Annotated in this window: 20 protein-coding genes and 1 riboswitch; of the genes, 13 read left to right on the top strand and 7 right to left on the bottom strand. The window is 63.0% G+C overall.

What is annotated here, in order from left to right; genetic code table 11:
• Positions 1-293 precede the first annotated feature (293 nt).
• Positions 294-1,109: a hypothetical protein gene (locus FJW07_RS31620; RefSeq protein ID WP_140703579.1), complete on the top strand. Its 816-nt coding sequence runs from the start codon at positions 294-296 to the stop codon at positions 1,107-1,109.
• Positions 1,110-1,766: 657 nt separating this feature from the next.
• Here the strand turns inward: FJW07_RS31620 and FJW07_RS05620 are convergent.
• Entirely contained in the window at positions 1,767-2,309 is a 543-nt protein-coding gene (locus FJW07_RS05620; protein WP_140644851.1) for a J domain-containing protein, read from the bottom strand.
• A 510-nt stretch (positions 2,310-2,819) separates the two neighbouring features.
• Between FJW07_RS05620 and FJW07_RS05625 the strand changes: the two genes are divergently transcribed.
• Positions 2,820-3,227: a hypothetical protein gene (locus FJW07_RS05625; protein WP_095820511.1), complete on the top strand. Its 408-nt coding sequence runs from the start codon at positions 2,820-2,822 to the stop codon at positions 3,225-3,227.
• Positions 3,228-3,498: 271 nt separating this feature from the next.
• Here FJW07_RS05625 and FJW07_RS05630 read toward each other — a convergent pair whose 3' ends face one another.
• Both FJW07_RS05630 and FJW07_RS05635 read right to left on the bottom strand, forming a co-directional pair.
• Complete coding sequence (locus FJW07_RS05630; protein ID WP_246680668.1) at positions 3,499-3,846, bottom strand: exopolysaccharide production repressor protein; 348 nt, start codon at positions 3,844-3,846, stop codon at positions 3,499-3,501.
• Positions 3,847-4,120: 274 nt separating this feature from the next.
• On the bottom strand, positions 4,121-5,017 hold the full coding sequence (locus tag FJW07_RS05635) for a DUF1236 domain-containing protein (protein WP_140652211.1): 897 nt from the start codon (positions 5,015-5,017) through the stop codon (positions 4,121-4,123).
• Positions 5,018-5,266: 249 nt separating this feature from the next.
• Here FJW07_RS05635 and FJW07_RS05640 point away from each other — a divergent pair, with 249 nt between their 5' ends.
• Positions 5,267-5,566, top strand: coding sequence for a DUF1236 domain-containing protein (locus FJW07_RS05640; RefSeq protein ID WP_140645398.1), 300 nt, complete (start codon positions 5,267-5,269; stop codon positions 5,564-5,566).
• Positions 5,567-5,781: 215 nt separating this feature from the next.
• Positions 5,782-6,003, top strand: coding sequence for a hypothetical protein (locus tag FJW07_RS05645; protein ID WP_140652209.1), 222 nt, complete (start codon positions 5,782-5,784; stop codon positions 6,001-6,003).
• Between the two features lie 286 nt (positions 6,004-6,289).
• On the opposite strand, the gene FJW07_RS05650 is transcribed toward FJW07_RS05645, so the two are convergent.
• Positions 6,290-6,640 carry a DUF982 domain-containing protein gene (locus FJW07_RS05650; protein WP_140645399.1) on the bottom strand — a complete coding sequence of 117 codons (351 nt, stop codon included), beginning with the start codon at positions 6,638-6,640 and terminating at the stop codon, positions 6,290-6,292.
• A gap of 213 nt (positions 6,641-6,853) precedes the next feature.
• Here FJW07_RS05650 and FJW07_RS05655 point away from each other — a divergent pair, with 213 nt between their 5' ends.
• The 5 genes from FJW07_RS05655 to FJW07_RS05675 all read left to right on the top strand — a co-directional run bounded on the left by FJW07_RS05655 (position 6,854) and on the right by FJW07_RS05675 (position 9,253).
• Complete coding sequence (locus FJW07_RS05655; RefSeq protein WP_140645400.1) at positions 6,854-7,153, top strand: DUF1236 domain-containing protein; 300 nt, start codon at positions 6,854-6,856, stop codon at positions 7,151-7,153.
• 131 nt (positions 7,154-7,284) lie between these two features.
• On the top strand, positions 7,285-7,494 hold the full coding sequence (locus tag FJW07_RS05660; RefSeq protein WP_140645401.1) for a hypothetical protein: 210 nt from the start codon (positions 7,285-7,287) through the stop codon (positions 7,492-7,494).
• 119 nt (positions 7,495-7,613) lie between these two features.
• Complete coding sequence (locus FJW07_RS05665; RefSeq protein WP_140645402.1) at positions 7,614-7,859, top strand: DUF2934 domain-containing protein; 246 nt, start codon at positions 7,614-7,616, stop codon at positions 7,857-7,859.
• 373 nt (positions 7,860-8,232) lie between these two features.
• Complete coding sequence (locus tag FJW07_RS05670) at positions 8,233-8,733, top strand: porin (RefSeq protein WP_140854984.1); 501 nt, start codon at positions 8,233-8,235, stop codon at positions 8,731-8,733.
• Positions 8,734-8,752: 19 nt separating this feature from the next.
• The gene (locus FJW07_RS05675) at positions 8,753-9,253 is read left to right on the top strand and encodes a porin (RefSeq protein ID WP_140703592.1); all 501 of its coding nucleotides are present in this window, start codon (positions 8,753-8,755) and stop codon (positions 9,251-9,253) included.
• 6 nt (positions 9,254-9,259) lie between these two features.
• Here the strand turns inward: FJW07_RS05675 and FJW07_RS05680 are convergent, their stop codons facing one another.
• Positions 9,260-9,469: a hypothetical protein gene (locus tag FJW07_RS05680; RefSeq protein ID WP_140854987.1), complete on the bottom strand. Its 210-nt coding sequence runs from the start codon at positions 9,467-9,469 to the stop codon at positions 9,260-9,262.
• Positions 9,470-9,618: 149 nt separating this feature from the next.
• Positions 9,619-9,963 carry a hypothetical protein gene (locus FJW07_RS05685; RefSeq protein ID WP_140854990.1) on the bottom strand — a complete coding sequence of 115 codons (345 nt, stop codon included), beginning with the start codon at positions 9,961-9,963 and terminating at the stop codon, positions 9,619-9,621.
• Between the two features lie 217 nt (positions 9,964-10,180).
• Positions 10,181-10,293: riboswitch (TPP riboswitch) on the top strand.
• On the opposite strand from FJW07_RS05685, the gene FJW07_RS05690 reads away from it, so the two are divergent.
• The 4 genes from FJW07_RS05690 to FJW07_RS05705 all read left to right on the top strand — a co-directional run bounded on the left by FJW07_RS05690 (position 10,284) and on the right by FJW07_RS05705 (position 13,609).
• Positions 10,284-10,892 carry a YkoF family thiamine/hydroxymethylpyrimidine-binding protein gene (locus FJW07_RS05690; protein ID WP_140854992.1) on the top strand — a complete coding sequence of 203 codons (609 nt, stop codon included), beginning with the start codon at positions 10,284-10,286 and terminating at the stop codon, positions 10,890-10,892. It overlaps the preceding riboswitch by 10 nt.
• Before the next feature lie 109 nt (positions 10,893-11,001).
• The gene (locus FJW07_RS05695; protein WP_246680669.1) at positions 11,002-11,826 is read left to right on the top strand and encodes an ABC transporter permease; all 825 of its coding nucleotides are present in this window, start codon (positions 11,002-11,004) and stop codon (positions 11,824-11,826) included.
• The gene (locus tag FJW07_RS05700) at positions 11,823-12,596 is read left to right on the top strand and encodes an ABC transporter ATP-binding protein (protein WP_140854998.1); all 774 of its coding nucleotides are present in this window, start codon (positions 11,823-11,825) and stop codon (positions 12,594-12,596) included. Before FJW07_RS05695 ends, FJW07_RS05700 begins: the two co-directional genes overlap by 4 nt.
• Positions 12,593-13,609: an ABC transporter substrate-binding protein gene (locus FJW07_RS05705; protein WP_140855000.1), complete on the top strand. Its 1,017-nt coding sequence runs from the start codon at positions 12,593-12,595 to the stop codon at positions 13,607-13,609. Before FJW07_RS05700 ends, FJW07_RS05705 begins: the two co-directional genes overlap by 4 nt.
• A gap of 56 nt (positions 13,610-13,665) precedes the next feature.
• Here FJW07_RS05705 and FJW07_RS05710 read toward each other — a convergent pair whose 3' ends face one another.
• Entirely contained in the window at positions 13,666-14,370 is a 705-nt protein-coding gene (locus FJW07_RS05710; RefSeq protein ID WP_246680670.1) for a hypothetical protein, read from the bottom strand.
• Between the last annotated feature and the right edge of the window lie 28 nt (positions 14,371-14,398).

Below are 14,398 nucleotides of genomic sequence, written 5' to 3' on the forward strand. Positions count from 1 at the left end.
CGGACGTTCCGGGTTTGCACGGTTTCGCCCGGGCGGGAATGTCCTTGGGACCATGGTCTGGCGAGACAAGGGCCCTCATTGTTCCAAACGGCCCAAGCGCGCTCGGCCCTTTGTATTTTCATTAAATTTCAATGCGTTAACACGCTATCTGGCGGAGATCGCCGGGCCGCGTCGGCCATGCTCTCATTTCGCGACCGCAATTGCTTAAAGTTTATCCGACGCCGTTAGGAAATTCTCATAAGAGGCTGCCTAGCGGTTGGGCCATGACGACGATTCATCAGCGGAGAAGCAAAATGACATTGCGAAAGACACTTCTGGCATCTCTTGCCATTCTGGCGCTTGCCGCGGCCCCCGCGCTTGCCGACGCTGGCGGCAATGGCGGCGGCAACGGCCATGGCGGCGGTAATGGCGGCGGCAATGGCAATGGAAACGGCGGCGGCAATGCCGGTGGTAATGGCAACGGCAACAGCGGCGCCTCGCACGGCAAGTCGGCTTCGGCTCCGGGGCACAACAAGGGCACCGACAGCGCCTCGAACGACAGCGCGTCCGACGACAGCTCGACCGACAACACGACCACGGCCGCCACGTCGAAGGAGAAGAACCTTCATGCCAAGCTCGGCCGGTTGAACTCGCTGAAGCGCAATCTGAGCGCCTACGAGCATTCCAAGAGCAAGAAATTCGCCGGCGTCCAAGCTTACGTGACTCAGGCCGCGGCGGCCAAGAACGCGCAGGCCAAGCTCGACGCCGCGAACGCCCAATTGACCACCGACCAGAGCAAACTCGCCGACCTCACTCAGCAACTCGCCGATCTCAACGCGACCGACACGACCGGCTTCACGCCCGAGCAGCAGGCCGCTCTCGATGCGCAGGTTGCCGAGGTTCAGGGGCAGATTGACGCCCAGAACACGGCAATCACCGCCGACAATCAGGCGGTCACCGATGCCCAGGCCGCGGTTGACAACGCGCCGCCCCCCACTGACGCGTCCTTGGACGCGGCCCTTGCCGAGATGGCCAACAAGCCGGTCGACGCCGACGTCACCGCCTGGGCCAAGGACACGCTGGCGGGCAAGATCGACGCGCAAGCCGCCGCCACGGCGACAACACCGTAAGGCCGGGCGAACCGACCAGAGGATGAACGAAAAGCCGCCGGGCCCGCCCGGCGGCTTTTTTGTCGGTATGTCGCCGGCCGTGCACTCGCGATTTCAGAAAGAAAATGGCTCGCCTCGATCGAGACGAGCCAAAGCGGGAGCCGCACTGTTGGTGTCGGCTCCCGGTACAGGTTGCCACCTGATTTCACGAATGCTTGCTTTCTTGGGCGATGAAAAGCATGGGCGCCGGCCTGGCGGTGAGGATGTTCGGGTATCGCTGACGGCTTTCGCAAAATGTCGTGTTACGATACACTTATCGTTTGGCATGACAGGCCAGCAACAACTTTTGATGTTCGAACGCCAGCCACGCGGGTATTGCTTCAAACAAGCTGTTGGCGAGGCGTCCTCGTAATCACCCCGACGGGTCGGCACCGGTCCAATGCGTCGGCACGTCAGACCTCGGTCACCTTGTATTCGGCGAAATACAACGCCAATGTAACCCTGCACCCCTCATCTTGCCCGTCATGGTGCATGGCTTAGACTCCGCCGCCCCCGGCGAACCGAGCCCAGATATGGGGAGTTGAGAAGACGACAGTCGATTCCTCAGGGATGTAGCTGTTCCTTCATCGAGCCCCGCCACTGGTTCAGGCGCCAGTCGGCGGGCTTTTGATGGTCGGCCTAACTCGCGTGATCGAGCAGGCGGGTGGCGTCGGGGCGATCCCGGCCCTGTTTGGTCCCGGCGTGATCGATGCCTTCCACGGTGATCGCGAACGTCCCGTTCTCGGTCCTGCCGATGAAGCCCTTCGCCTTGAGGTACCACAGATGGAATTCCAGGTGCTCGCGAGGGCAGCCCGACAGGCGCTCGAGCTCGTCGTCGCCGATGCCCGGATTGTTGACGTCCCGCCGGCGCCTCACATAGAGGAGCGACAGCAGATTGGCCTGGATGACGGTATCCCTCTCCATGCCGCCGCCGTCGCGGGCTCCTTCCGTGAGTTCGTGACGAAGGCCAAGATGCTCCCGGTAAAGGATGTCGTACTGAGCCCGTTTGACTGGGTCCCGCAGCGTATTGTGGGCTTCCACGATCTCGCTGAAGCGCGCTTCGTTGCCTGTTTCCCGATTGTCGGGGTGGTAGCGCATGGCAAAGTAGCGGAAAATCCGCTCGATGGTCTCAGAATTGGCGTTCGGGCTTATTTCCAGAAGTTCGTAGTAGTCAATGAACATGTAATCGTGCTTCCGAAATTACGGAAACCACCCCCGTCGCCAAGCATTGCTCAAATGCTGCGGACGTGCAAGGCGCATCGCCTTGCCGTGCTGCACCATCGGTTCTGGCAGAAGGATGGGACGCTGAAGCCCATGCTTTCACCCGCCGGCTGAAAAAGGGGCGACGTCCTGTCTGGTAGTGCCTTGGTTCCGATGGCCGATCGGCAAGGGCTTGCGCTGTCAAGGTCGGAAAACCCTACCGTGTCAGTCCGCTATAGCGGTGGAATAAATTCCGGGTTCTGTTACGTTAGCTCCGTTTGAAATTCAGGTGGCAACCTGGATGGGGCCGACCTCAAGCCCGGCTCCCTTTTGGCCCGCCTCGAAAGAGGCGAGCCATTTTTTTGCAAAGCCGTCGACATCTCGCGGCTTTCGCCCGAAGCTCTACTGACTTAGGTACGCCATGGCTAATATGGCTTGCAGGATGTAGACTTCGCAGAGTCGGGTTTACAGAGGCATTGGGAGGACAACAAAATGCCACGGGTATCGGAGCTTTTCTTCAAGACGGCCATCGTCTTTCTTATTCTGGGCATCGCCGCCGGGCTGCAGATGGCGATTTCGGGCGATCACGGTGCCTTTCCGGCGCATGCCCACATCAACCTTCTTGGCTGGGTCACCAGCGCCATCTTCGGCGGCTACTATGCACTCAACCCGGCCAAGGCCGAGCGCCGCATCGCGATGATCCATTACGGCCTCTATACGGTCGGCATCGTGATCATGCTGCCGGCGCTCTACTGGATGCTGGCGGCAGGCCATCCGGAGATCGAGCCGGTCGTGGCGATCGGCTCGCTGATCGTCGCCGCTGCGGTGCTGGTCTTTGGCTTCGTCGTCTTCTCGTCTTCGGAGACGGTGCGCTCGGCTTCGCCGGCCACCGCGCGTTAACTCGGCGAACCACAGGATTGCAGCCGGCTCGGACCACGGTTCCGACGGCTGCAAGCCGGCCGTTTGCGTTGCGCCGCATTGACGTGGTGAAAGGCGGCCCGCCGGCGACAATACAAATTTGATGGCGCCTCGGAACTTTAGCACCGAGGCGTAGCCCGGTCCCTGCGTTCGAGCGGAGAATGCGGAGCGCCGGCTATTGCGGTGCGACGACCTCTCGAAAACGAAAAGACGGTCGGTCGGCAGCCCGGCCGCAAAGCGCCGCTCAAAGCGATTAAGGCAGCAGTTTCGGGAACAGCCACAAGATGAGAGCGTGGATGATGCCGTCGCGCTCGAACGGGCCGGGTATCTTGGCCGGTGCCGAGCTTGCGTCCGCCTTGCGTTCGTCGGTCACGCGGGTCTCGCCATGCACGAGCCAGAGTACGGCCACGAAATAGCCGGCCTGCAGAACCACTGCCGCGAGGAATGTCCAGCCGATCGCCATCCAGACAGATCCCGTGGAGGCGTAAGTCCAACCGAGGATCACCAGAAGCGTTGCCACCATTCCCACAAGAAACTGCGGAAAATACATCTGCCCTTCCGAGCGCCGCGGCCACATTCGGTCGTCGACGATCTCGCCCATATCTCTACCCATCTCGACCCATGCACCTTTTCCTAGTGGACCGCAAGCTTGAACGATTTGCCGGCGGGCCCATCGCCCTTTCGTCCGATCCGATAGGGACTAGGGACGCAGGACTTCCGGTGTGACAACTGGGAATTGCGCCAAATCGTTCCCGAGGCTCAACATTCAACGCATGCCTAATGAACACGCGCAGGCGATTGCCCGTGTGTTCGGTTGTCTCTGCACGCAAAAAGGCCCGCCGCGTGGCGGGCCCTTGTCTGTCCTGCTATCCGGATCAGGTCAGGATCAGCACGATCTTGTAAGTGTCGGGGTCGACGATGACGATACGTCCGTCGGCCAGCACGAAATACTCGTAGGATTCGTAGGCAGGCACGATCTTGACGATGCGCGCCGGCAGGCGGTGCAGACGCACCTTGTGCCGCGGAACCTCGACGCCGACAGAGATGTCGAAGCTGACGTCGCGAACCGGCTCGACCCTGGTCTCGTGGATGATCTGCGTGACCTGCGTCTTCTGCTCCACCGTCACGTTGTTGATCGAGGCCGTCTTGTTCTGGTCGGTCTCGACATTGGTGTTGCCCTGGGCGTTCTGTTCGGTGTTGGTACCGGTCTTGCCCTGCGCGTTCTGCTCGGTCTGCATCTTGGTGTTGCCGCCCTGAGCGTTCTGCTCGGTGGTGGTTGTGCCGGACTTACCCTGGGCCTGCTGATCGGTCTGGGTCTTCGTCTTGTTCTGGGCATTCTCCTCGGTTGTCGTACCGGTCTTGCCCTGCGCGTTCTGCTCAGTCTGCATCTTGGTGTTGCCCTGAGCGTTTTGCTCGGTGCTGGTCCCGGTCTTGCCCTGAGCCTGCTTCTTCTTCTTCAGCTGTGTATTGTCCTGAGCATTCTGGTCGGTATTGGCGCCGGCCTGACCCTGGGCCTGCTCATCGGTCTTCATCTTGGCCGTGCCCTGGGCCTGCTCTTCGGTGTTGGCGCCGGCCTTGCCCTGAGCGTTCATCTCGGTCTTCGATTTCGTCTCGCCCTGAGCCTGCCCGCCGGCCTTGCCGCCCTTTTGACAATCGGCCGTGCCGGCCGCGCAATTGTCGCCGCCGCTCGGCTGTGCGGATTCGGTCTGCGCCATCGCGGCGCCGCAACCGACGCCGAGCGCGATCATACTTGTGATAAGCAGATGTTTCATGGGATTTCTCCTCGGAAAATTCGGTCCCTTCACTAGGAAAACCCGGCCCGAAAAGCATTGTTCCGAAATTGCCGCGCCGCGCGCCGGTGACGTTTCTTCGGACGTACCTGTGACGTTCCCCCGAAAATGGTGTCGGCGAATTTTTTGCAGGAACAAGGCTTGTCGGCCGGCGTTACGCACACTGCCTACCGGCTGTGAAATCGCAGGCGCAGCGTGAGAGGCAATCTATCCAAATCAAGGAGAAGATCGATGAAAATGCACCTCACAACCGCAGCCGCGGGCCTGCTGCTTCTGACCGGCATCGGCGCCGCCGCCGCCGAGGACGTTATTATCCAGCCCGAACAGGAAACGGTCATCCGCGAATATGTGCATAAGCAGCCGCTGGCGTCGGTCAAGCTTCCCGGCGTCAAGCTCAGCATCGGCAGCGTCCTTCCCGACACCGTCGAATTGCACGAGGTACCGAACGTCAAGTACCGTTACGTCGTCGTCGACAATCAGACGGTCATCGTGGATCCCGGCACGCGCAAGATCGTCCAGGTCATCCAGTAGGATCATTCGCAGCTGAGTTGACGGCCCTGCCGCCGGCTGCGGCCGGGCCGTTAACCAGTATTAATTCGTTACCATATGCTAACGGAACCTTCGCTCCGGGCCCGCGTTGCCGCTGCTGTGTTCGAAATCGCCTCATAGAGAACACAAGCATGCGCAGGATGCGGGAATCGGGCGGCGGCGAAACAGGCACGGGTTGGGGGAGGAGACTGACCAACATGTCGAAACGAGAAATCGGAACATCCCGTTCGCTCGGGATGCGTGTCGCCGATCTCAAAGCCAGGATGCGGGACGCCCGGATCACCGAGCATGAGATGAAGACCTTCCAGAAGGTCGCGGCCATCATGGGGGGCGGCGAGGGCTCCCTACGCATAGACGCGGACGATCTGATCGCCGCGTCCTTCGTCACCGAGGCCCCGGGCGAGTCGGCACCGAGCTGACAGCGGCCTCCAGCCGATCCCCGATCGATCCAGTCGACCTCCAGCCGGCAAGGCGGCGGTCTGCAGGCAAACGGATGCAACGGACGCCAGGGTGCGCCCGGTTGCCCCGGGATTCGCAGGCCAAATCCTAAAACTTGTGGTCAAGGCCAATGCGCACGGCGTCTTGGTGGACGGTCGTTATACGCGTTGTGAGGCGTGATCAACAGACGCTGCCGCTCCAGCGGGCGCCGCTGGCTCTGCGGGCGTCATGCCCGACGCTGCCGACCGGCCTTTGCCCGGCGAGGGACTATCCAGGCACGTGTCGGTTCTGTGCCCGGCTTTCGCGTACCCGGCTTCGCCTGATCTTTGCTTCGCGCAGCACCGCGACCGGATCGGCGCCGGTCCATTCGATTCCGGCCTTCCGCGCGAAGACCAGGAACGCCTGCCGTGCCTTGTCGAGATCGATCTCTCCGGTCCGCGCCGCCTCACAGGCGCGGAATGCGTTGGCGTAGCTATCGCCCCGCGTGGCCTGCGGCCATTCCTTGAGAAAGTTCTGCATCCCGGTGAGCGTGGCGATCTCGCGCTTGAAGCCGGCGCCCACGGCAATGGCCACGGGGGCCCGAAGTTCGATGTCGCTTCTGATGGGACCTTCTTGCATGACTGCGGCATCCTTTGATTTTCAAAGACTTGGGCAGTTTCAATGCCTTCCAATGCGGAGCCGATGCGAAGGTTCCGCCAAATCAATTAGTCGTGGCTGACGGAACAACACCCTGCCGGCGGCGTTTGCCTCGGGAGCTCCCATGTTCGACCTGCCCGTGTTTCCGCCCCGCGGAGACCAGGCGGAGCTCAACAACGCAACAGGAGATAAACGATGAAAACCACCCTCATTCCAGCTGTCGCCGGCCTGGCTCTGATGGCCGGCATCGGCATCGCGGCCGCGGACGAGGTGATCGTCACCCCCGAGCAGCAGACCGTGGTCAGGGAATATGTCCACAAGCATCCGATCGCCTCGGTCAATGTGCTCGGCCTCGAGCTCGGCGTCGGCTCGACCGTGCCTGACACCGTCGAGCTGCAGCAGGTTCCGGACGTCCAGTACCGCTATGCGGTCGTCAATGACCATACGGTGCTGATCGATCCCGGCACGCGCCGCGTTGTTCAGGTGATCGAGTAGATTTAGTCCTGAAAGAGCCCGATCCTCTCCCCGGAGCATCGGGGAAGGATCGGGCTCTTCTCGTATCCGGGCATAAGGCCTAAGATAAACAGCGGTTTGGGAGGCAACGAAGCGCGGAAGGAGTCGTTGCCATGCATCATCCACACGTCGAATCACCTGACATTGCCCGCCAAGTCGACAGGCTGCTGGCCGAACGCGGCGATGGGCTGCTGTCGATCAAGCAGGCGGTCGCGCTGCTGCGCGAGCGCACCGGAACCGATCGTTCCGACGCCGACCTGGCCGGACTGATCGTCAAGAAGGCCGCGTATCTCGGCATCGCGGTGCTTTCCGACGAGAAGTGAGCCATCACCGGATATTGCTTCAAGATGCGTTTGCGCGCCGCGTCTACACCCAAGACGGCACGCGAAAATTCGGCTAATGTTTGGCTGGGGAACAGGCCCAAACCGTAGGAGGCGACAAAGTGACGGACGACAGGCACGAACGCATTCGCCAACGCGCGCACGAGATTTGGGAGCAGGCCGGCCGGCCTGAAGGCGCGCATATGGAGCACTGGGACCAGGCGACGGCCGAGATCGATGAGGCGGGCAGGCCGAAGAAAGCCGCCAAGAAGGCCGCTGCCGCCAAGGTCGAGAAGCCGAAGGCCGCGAAGGCGGAGAAGCCTGCCAAGGCCCCCAAGGCGCCACCCAAGTCGAAAGCCAAGGGCTGATCGCGTCCTAAAGGATTACGGGCAGTCGTCAGACCGTCTGCCCGCATAGTTGACCCACCGGCGACGGCGACCTGCAAAGCCGCGGCCTGCGCCAGCTGCGCGGGCCCACATCGGCGAGCCTGCCGGGCAGATCGCCCGGCATCGCTTGATATTAGAGAGTGTTAATAAGCCTCGACGCCACAGCTCCAAATCATCGGGGAATTACTGGTCAGGTTGAACTGTTTACTGTAGCTTGGCTGCAATATGTGTTCAATAGATGAAATGCTCCCAGTAAAAGTCAGGCATTGAGCGGAAGGCGCAGTTGACTCCGCGCGCTCGCATGCGCCTTTTTCATGCGAGGCTTTCTCTCAACATCCAACTTCGGGGATCAGGCATGCGGGGTATCAACCGTGTCATTTCATTTGCGTTTCTAGCTGTGGCGGGCGGTCTCTCTGCGCCTTGCCAGGCGGCGCCGGTCGAGTACGTCAGGGTCTGCACGGCGTATGGCGCGCAATACTATTACAGTCCCGGCACCGCCACCTGTATCAATGCCAACACGGGCGAGACGCGCAGCTTGACGGAGGACGGTGTGGTCGACGGCAAGACGGCGTTGGCGGGCAAGGTCGACGACATTGACCGCCGCGTCCAGCGCGCCTTCGAGGGTGCATCGGTGGCCTCGGCGCTGGCCGGCCCGGACCTGGTGCAGGGCGAGCGTTTCGGCGTGCGCGTCAACTGGGGCAATGCCGGTCAATCCAACGCCATGGGCGTCACCGGCGCGGCGGTTCTTGGCGAGGGCTTCATGTCTGGCGGCAACGGTCGGCTGGCCGGCGCCGCAGGCGTCGGCTTCTCCGGCAAGACGGTCGGCGGCAATGCCGGCCTGCAGTTCACCTGGTAAGCGCGACCGGGGGCAATCAATGTTCAGATATCTTCTTGCGCCGGCGATCCTCGGCGCGGCAACGCTCCTTGCGGCGCCATCCCAGGCGGCAGTCGCGTATGTCAAGATCTGCTCCGCCTATGGAGCCAATTACTACTATAGTCCGGGCACGGACACCTGCATCAATGCCCAGACTGGCGTGACCAAGAAGCAGGTCGACGACGGCAATGGCGGCGAGATGACCGAGGTCGGTAAGACGGCGCTCGCGGCCCACGTCGATGACATCGACAACCGCATCACGCGCGCCTTTGAGAACGCCTCGATCTCGGCCGCGCTCGCAGCGCCCGATCTCGTCCAGGGCGAGCATTTCGGTGTGCGCGTCAACTGGGGCAATGCCGGCTATGCCAATGCCTTCGGCATCACGGGCGCCGCGGTGCTGAGCGAGGGCTTCGACCATGGCGGCCGGCTGACCAGCACGCTCGGCATTGCCTTCGCCGGCAGCCAGGTCGGCGGCAATGTGGGGCTGCAGTTCAGCTGGTAGGGGAGGCTACCGTCTCCCTTGCTTTCCGGCGTATTGCGCGACGGCGCAAATGAGGGCCAGCGCCGCCATATCGCAGGCGGTCCGCGACGGCGACGGTCCCCTGGCGAAAAGCACCGCGTCCGCGACGGGGATCGTCAGGCCATGCTTTCTGGCGAATGACGTGACTTCGTAGGGCTGGTCGTCAGGCTGTATGCCGATGTCGATACGCTGGTCCATCAAACGAGTTCCTCCCTGGTACGCGGCTTTACCCTCCTTCGCCTGAGACGAATTTAACCACCCGCCGCTCAGCCGCGTCCACCAATTGCCAATTGTATGAAACGATGCATTTTTCGACGGGCGGCCCAAGGGTTGTAGGGGGAGCTCCCTCACCACGCATCGCTCGACCGGGCAAACCTCATGCCGGCCGCGATCATCGCGCTTTCGCATTCGCTGATCAGCCTGAGATTGCGCAGATACCGCGCCACCGTCTCCGGGAGCCAGGCGGCGCAGGCCTCGACATAGCCGCGGCCATGCACCAGCGTGCCGGTCGAAAGCCGCTCGTCCTTCTCGGCGATCACCTTCAGATATTGCCGGATGAAACGGATGTCGTCGGCGATGTCCTGGCTGGCCATGCGCCAGGCGCCGGCAACGCGTTCGCGCTCGGCGAACGGCAGTGGCGAGAGCAAAGGGCGGGAGAGGTCGGCGAAAGCGCCATGGTTCGCGGTATTCAAGCAAGTCCCCTCAAAGGAAGGGAATATCGTACTTTATGTACGAAAAACAATCAAGCCGGATTCGTACAATTTGAACGACACTGGGTTACGATACCGCGATTATAAGAAATCTGCGAAAATCTTATAACCCGGCATCTCCCTTAGGGAGATGGGGCTCTTGGCCCAATTGGCCTCGCAAAAAACCGCTTTCCCATTCGCTCGAACAGTGCTTTAACGCGGCTATCCACAGGGGTGCTCCGTACGGTCGGGGCTGAGATGGCGGCGGCAAGCCTCCGGACCCTAAAGCTGATCTGGATAATACCAGCGGAGCGAGGCGGGCCATGTTTTCCGGCGCACAGATTTCCCTTTATCCCATGGCTGACGATTTCGTCGGCGTGATCCTCGGCGCGTTGGGCGCGCTCGATCCTTACCGCGACAGGCTGAGGGTCGAGACCGACGATATCTCGACGCTGCTGGTCGGGCCGCCCGAAGTGCTTTTTCCCGCCATGCGCGACCTGTTCGTCGCGGCGGCGAAGAGTGGCAGGCACTGCGTGCTGTCGGCCGCGGTCTCGCGCGGCTGCCCCGGCGAGCCGGACGACCCGATCTGCCGCTCCGACGAGATCGGCGGCCCGGCGATTCCGCTCGAGGAGCGCAAGCGCGCCGCGCTCCGCGCCGTCGAGGCGACGCCCTCGACCGACCAGCCGGTGGCGGCGCAATTCTCGCTCTATGTGATGGGCACCGGCGACCACATGGACGAGATCTATGGCTGCATCGACTTCCTGAAAAACTCCGGCGTCTTCGACCGCTCGAAGAATTTCTGCACCAGGCTGCGCGGCGATGCCGGCGCGGTGTTCGCCACGCTCGCCGAAGCCTTCTGCCGCTTCGGCCCCGGCGCGGGCCACGTGACGCTCGACATAACGATTTCGGCGAACAGCCCGACCGCGGTTTGAGCCGCGTAGCGCTGCCGAGGTGGATATGATGGCTGTTTCGTTCGGTTCTACACCGCAAGAAGAGCCTTCCGAGATTGGCGAAAGCCGGGATGCCGTCCAATCTCCCCCCTTGCGGGGGAGATCAGCCCTTGCTTCCGCCTTCGCCAGGATCTTCCCCGCCGCCATCGCTTTCGCTCTTCTCCTCATCGCCTGGGAGCTCTACGCCCGCCTCGGCGGCATCGCGTCCACCGTGCTCCCCGCGCCCTCGCGCGTGCTGGCGCAAGCCTGGGAGAACCGCTCGGCGCTTGCCGACAACACGCTGCCCACCATCCGCGCCACGCTGGCGGGCTTTGCCTGCTCGCTTGTTGCCGCCTTCATCCTCTCGGCGCTGGTCGACTTCCTGGCCCCGTTGCGCCGGGCGCTGTTCCCGCTGCTGATCGCCAGCCAGACGTTGCCGCTGGTGGCGATCGCGCCGCTGGTGGTGCTGTGGTTCGGCTTCGGGCTGCTGCCAAAAATCCTGCTCGTGGCGCTGGTCACCTTCTTCCCGATGATGGTGGCGCTGGTCGAAGGCTATGCCGCCACGGCCAAGGAGATCAGCCAGATGCTCGCCGCGATGGGAGCAGGGCGCTGGCGCATCTTTTGGCTGGCGCGGCTGCCGTCGGCGCTGCCCTATTTCTTCGCCGGACTGCGCATCTCCATCACCTATGCCGTGGTGGGCGCCATCTTCGCCGAATATGCGGGCGCCGCGAAGGGGCTCGGCATCTACATGCTCAGCGCCAAGAACAATTTCCGCCCCGACCTGGTGCTTGCCGCCGTCGCGGTCAGCTCGGCGCTGACGCTGGCGCTGTTCGGCCTCGCCGTGCTCGTCCAGCGTCTCGCCATGCCCTGGGAAAATGCAGAGGGCGAAAGGGCGGGGCGCGACGGCGACAAGCCTGTCGGGGAGCGCCGGCCATGACCCGGCTCGAGCTCCGCGACGTGCGAAAGAACTTCGGCGCGCTGCAGGTTCTGGCCAGCGTCTCGCTCCATGTCGGCGCGGGCGAGTTCGTCTCGATCCTCGGTCCCTCCGGCGCCGGCAAGTCGACATTGTTCCAACTGCTCACCGGCGCAATCCGGGGCGAGGGCGAGATGCGCTTCGACGGCGCGCCGCTCGATGGCGCCCGCTTCGCCTTCATGCCGCAGCGCGACGCGCTGATGCCGTGGCGGCGCGTTATCGACAATGCGGCGCTGGGGCTCGAAGTGCAGGGCATGAAGCGGCGCGCGGCGCGCGAGCGCGTGGCGCCGTTGTTCGCCGAATTCGGCCTTGCCGGCTTCGAGCGCGCCTGGCCGGCCGAACTGTCCGGCGGCATGCGCCAGCGCGCCGCGCTCCTGCGCACCGTGGTGCAGCAGCGCGACATGCTTTTGCTCGACGAGCCGTTCGGCGCGCTCGACGCGCTCACCCGCGCCGCCATGCAGCGCTGGCTGGAGACGATGTGGCGAAACCATCGCTGGACGGCGCTGCTCATCACCCATGACGTGCGCGAAGCAGTGCTTCTGTCCGACCGTATCTATGTGCTTTCGGCGCGGCCCGCGCGCGTGGTGCGTGAGGTGGCCGTGCCGCTGCCGCGCCCGCGCACCGAGAGCGCGGCGATTGCCCGCGAGGCCGCGGCGATCGAGGCAGGCATCCTCGACACGCTGCTTGGCCAATCCGATCCGAATTTCCGACCATCCGATGGAGAATTGAAATGACCGATCTGACCCGCCGCCAGGCGCTGTTTCTGGCCGCCGGCCTGCCTCTTGCCGGGGCCGTCGCGCACGCCCGTGCCGCCACCCCGCAAAAGATCACGGTCGCGCTTGACTGGACCGTCAACACCAATCACATCGGCCTGTTCGTCGCCCGCGACAAAGGCTTCTATCGCGACGCCGGCCTTGACGTCGAAATCCTGCCCTATGGCGATACCGGCTCGGGCACGCTGGTAGCCAACCGTGTCGCCGATTTCGGTATTTCCGGCTCGCTCGGCCTGTTCACCCAGAAGAGTGCTGGCGCCGACCTGAAGGCCGTCTACGCCGTCGTCCAGTCGGAGACCGGCCGCGTCGTCTTCAACGCCGACCGCGCGGCGATCAAGAGCCCGAAAAATCTTGACGGCCTGACCTATGGCGGCTTCGGCAGCGCCTGGGAAAACGCGCTGCTGCGGACCATCATCCGCCATGACGGCGGCAAGGGCGATTTTTCGACCGTGACGCTGGGGACGTCCGCATACGATGCGCTGGCCAACGGCTCGGTCGATTTCACGCTCGAAGTCTCGACATGGGAAGGTGTCGAAGCGGAACTGAAAGGCCTCAAGCAGCGCAGCTTCCGCTACGCCGACTACGGCGTGCCGGACGAGCACACCACGCTGATCGTCTCCAGCAACGCCTTCCTTAGCGCCGACCCGAAAGCCGCAGCCGCTTTCGTCAAGGCGACGCGGCGCGGGTATGCCTTCGCGGTCGATCAGGCGCTGGAGGCGGGCGAACTGCTGATCGCCGCCAACAAGGACACACTCGCCAACCCGGCGCTGATCGACGCCTCGCTGAAGGCGCTGAACGACGGCCATTTCCTGAAGAGTGCCAACGGCGCCATCGGCACGATGGACAAGGCGAAGATGGAGGCGATGGGCGGGTATCTGTTCTCGTCGGGGATATTGCTCGACGGCAATGGCAAGGCGCTGAAGGAGAAGCCGGATATCGAGGCGTACTTCAGCAACGAGTTTCTGGGCGCCTGAGAGGACGAAGGAACGCGGTGTCGCGCCGGAACCCGTCCGGAAATCCGGTGCGGAGCCTAATTCTCAACGATGGCGCGAAGCAGCGCGGTTTTGATGTGCCACCCGGGTTCGCCATGCAGTAACAGGGCGGCCTCATAGAATCTCGCCATGGCCGGGCACAGGCCCGGGAAGTCCTGGTTGGCGTTCGAGATAGCCTCCATCTCGGCCGACGTGCCGCCGATCATTGTGAAAACGTCGGCGACCAGCGACCAGTCCTGATCGCTAGGCACGGCCGCCGGTAGGCCGCTTCTTTTGGCGGCGCCGAAGGCGCGGAACAGCGTGGCGCCGATCCTGTCCAGGTCAGCCAGGAAATCGTGGCCGGGCGCGCTGATCGCGTCCGGCCCGTTGCGCAGGTAATTGTTGCAGGTGGCCGGTGTTTCGCGCGCCATGACATGATTGAGCATGTCGAGTTGAGCCGAAAGCGCTTCCGAAGCGTTGCTGTCGGGGGTCGTGGGTAGGAGTGGCGCATATCTATGCCTCAGATCGGCGACCGCCTGTCTGCTGATATCGCGCACTTCTGTTTGGCTTCCGGCCTGGGCCACGGCAGTGATCTTGCGCAGCATCGCATCGTAGTCGTCCGGAAATTCGCGGGCGATAGCCTCGAATATCTGGAGATCCTGCTTCCGGATCTCGGCATCGATGTCGGCGGTGGTCAGCGTGTGGGGCGGCATCTTTACTGACTGATAGTGGTGATCTCTGCCGCTGCCGAACATCGTTGGCATCACTTTAGTCCCAACGATGCTTACGGAG

It is taken from the genome of Mesorhizobium sp. B3-1-9 (genome assembly GCF_006439595.1).
Classification (GTDB): domain Bacteria; phylum Pseudomonadota; class Alphaproteobacteria; order Rhizobiales; family Rhizobiaceae; genus Mesorhizobium.

Bases quoted from the DNA above. Each gene is read 5' to 3' on its own strand.
- FJW07_RS31620 (WP_140703579.1), top strand. From the start codon at position 294: ATGACATTGCGAAAGACACTTCTGGCATCTCTTGCCATTCTGGCGCTT.
- FJW07_RS05620 (WP_140644851.1), bottom strand. From the start codon at position 2,309: ATGTTCATTGACTACTACGAACTTCTGGAAATAAGCCCGAACGCCAAT.
- FJW07_RS05625 (WP_095820511.1), top strand. From the start codon at position 2,820: ATGCCACGGGTATCGGAGCTTTTCTTCAAGACGGCCATCGTCTTTCTT.
- FJW07_RS05630 (WP_246680668.1), bottom strand. From the start codon at position 3,846: ATGGGCGAGATCGTCGACGACCGAATGTGGCCGCGGCGCTCGGAAGGG.
- FJW07_RS05635 (WP_140652211.1), bottom strand. From the start codon at position 5,017: ATGAAACATCTGCTTATCACAAGTATGATCGCGCTCGGCGTCGGTTGC.
- FJW07_RS05640 (WP_140645398.1), top strand. From the start codon at position 5,267: ATGAAAATGCACCTCACAACCGCAGCCGCGGGCCTGCTGCTTCTGACC.
- FJW07_RS05645 (WP_140652209.1), top strand. From the start codon at position 5,782: ATGTCGAAACGAGAAATCGGAACATCCCGTTCGCTCGGGATGCGTGTC.
- FJW07_RS05650 (WP_140645399.1), bottom strand. From the start codon at position 6,640: ATGCAAGAAGGTCCCATCAGAAGCGACATCGAACTTCGGGCCCCCGTG.
- FJW07_RS05655 (WP_140645400.1), top strand. From the start codon at position 6,854: ATGAAAACCACCCTCATTCCAGCTGTCGCCGGCCTGGCTCTGATGGCC.
- FJW07_RS05660 (WP_140645401.1), top strand. From the start codon at position 7,285: ATGCATCATCCACACGTCGAATCACCTGACATTGCCCGCCAAGTCGAC.
- FJW07_RS05670 (WP_140854984.1), top strand. From the start codon at position 8,233: ATGCGGGGTATCAACCGTGTCATTTCATTTGCGTTTCTAGCTGTGGCG.
- FJW07_RS05675 (WP_140703592.1), top strand. From the start codon at position 8,753: ATGTTCAGATATCTTCTTGCGCCGGCGATCCTCGGCGCGGCAACGCTC.
- FJW07_RS05680 (WP_140854987.1), bottom strand. From the start codon at position 9,469: ATGGACCAGCGTATCGACATCGGCATACAGCCTGACGACCAGCCCTAC.
- FJW07_RS05690 (WP_140854992.1), top strand. From the start codon at position 10,284: ATGTTTTCCGGCGCACAGATTTCCCTTTATCCCATGGCTGACGATTTC.
- FJW07_RS05700 (WP_140854998.1), top strand. From the start codon at position 11,823: ATGACCCGGCTCGAGCTCCGCGACGTGCGAAAGAACTTCGGCGCGCTG.
- FJW07_RS05705 (WP_140855000.1), top strand. From the start codon at position 12,593: ATGACCGATCTGACCCGCCGCCAGGCGCTGTTTCTGGCCGCCGGCCTG.
- FJW07_RS05710 (WP_246680670.1), bottom strand. From the start codon at position 14,370: ATGCCAACGATGTTCGGCAGCGGCAGAGATCACCACTATCAGTCAGTA.